This is a genomic window from Streptomyces viridosporus (assembly GCF_002078235.1).
GTDB lineage: Bacteria > Actinomycetota > Actinomycetes > Streptomycetales > Streptomycetaceae > Streptomyces > Streptomyces viridosporus.
In genome coordinates this window covers 1-1,316 of record NZ_MSGP01000133.1, presented here as the reverse complement: position 1 = coordinate 1,316, position 1,316 = coordinate 1, and the positions used below count along the sequence as shown (strand labels likewise).

Sequence of the window (1,316 nt, the reverse complement as noted above, 5' to 3'; positions counted from 1 at the left end):
TGCTGTTACCCTCCGCCGCCATGACCTTCGACGATCACGACAGCCGCGGACCGCGGTCCACGGCCGGCGGCGCGGCGGCGGTCGCGCTGCTCGGGGCGATCGCGGTCGGCACGGTGCTGTACACGAACGGGGACGGCGGCGGGGAGCGGACCGCGCCGCCACCGGTCTCCCCCTTCCCTTCCCCCTTCCCCTCTGCCTCCACCGCGGCCAAGTCGGCGCCCTCCGGCGCCGCCTCCCTGCCCGCCGGCGCCCCGGACGCCCTCCCCTCCCCGCTCGCGCGGCCCGCGGTCCGGCCGGAGCAGGCGTTCCCGGAGAAGAACGTGCGTCTGAAGGACGGTTCCCGGTACCAGCGGGTCGGCCTGGCGACCACCACCGACTGCGCCGAAGGCCTGTCCGCGGAGTCGGCGGCGCTCGTCGACCGGGGCGAGGGCTGCGCGCGGCTGACCTCGGCGCTGTTCACGGACGTCGAGCGGCGCTCCCGGACGACCGTCACCGTGGCGAGCTTCCGGCGGGCCGAGGACGCCTCGGCGGTGTTCGCGAGGGTCTCGACGGATCCGGTGGCCCACCGGGTCGTCCCGCTCGTTCCGCAGACGGAGGCGGGACTGCCGGCCGTGCCACCGGGGTCGGGGGGACCGGCGGGGCCGAGGGGATCGACGGAGTCGGCGGGGCTCTTCGCGCAGCTGATGACCGTGCGGTCCGTGGTCTTCGCCCACGGGCAGGGGGCGGACGGCGCCGAGCCGGAGGAGGTCGCGCTCGCGCGGCGGACACAGGGGCTGCTCCGGTACGTCCACGACCATGTGATGGCGTACGAACAGGGCGGGCACGGCTGACACACGGCAGCTCAACTGCTGTGTGATGCAGGTTACTTCGACCATTCGGCCCAACCGCTGAGTAACCCCGTTCGGTATCTCGTACATAGCGGCGTACGCTCCCCTACCTCTTCAGGAGGCGCGCATGTCGCGCAGGAGAACTCTCGGCCCCAAGAAGAAGATCGCTCTGCTGGTGAGCGCCGCGACGGTGGCGGGAGGCGGTGCCTTCGTCATGGCGAACACGTCGAACGCCGCGCAGACGCCCACCACCAAGTCGGCGGCGGACTCGACCGTCTGCCAGGGGCTCGCCACCGCACTCGGCAACAACCAGAAGTTCATCGCGGACCAGCGGGCCAACCCCGACGCCCAGTCCGAGGCACGGATCGCCAACCGCGAGGCGGTCATCGAGGAGATCAAACGCAAGCAGGAGGCGTCCGGGTGCACGGTGGGGGAGTCGGCTCAGGGCTCCCAGGCCGCGGCCCCTTCGCAGCCCGCCCCCTCGCAGCC

1 protein-coding gene and 1 pseudogene are annotated in these 1,316 nt (G+C 73.0%); both read left to right on the top strand.

Annotated features, from left to right (window positions below; genetic code table 11):
* Positions 1-830 (top strand): hypothetical protein (locus B7L92_RS43505; protein ID WP_368656238.1); only part of this gene is annotated, 830 nt, incomplete at its 5' end.
* A 124-nt stretch (positions 831-954) separates the two neighbouring features.
* Positions 955-1,316: pseudogene (locus B7L92_RS10220) on the top strand (hypothetical protein); the annotation flags it as partial.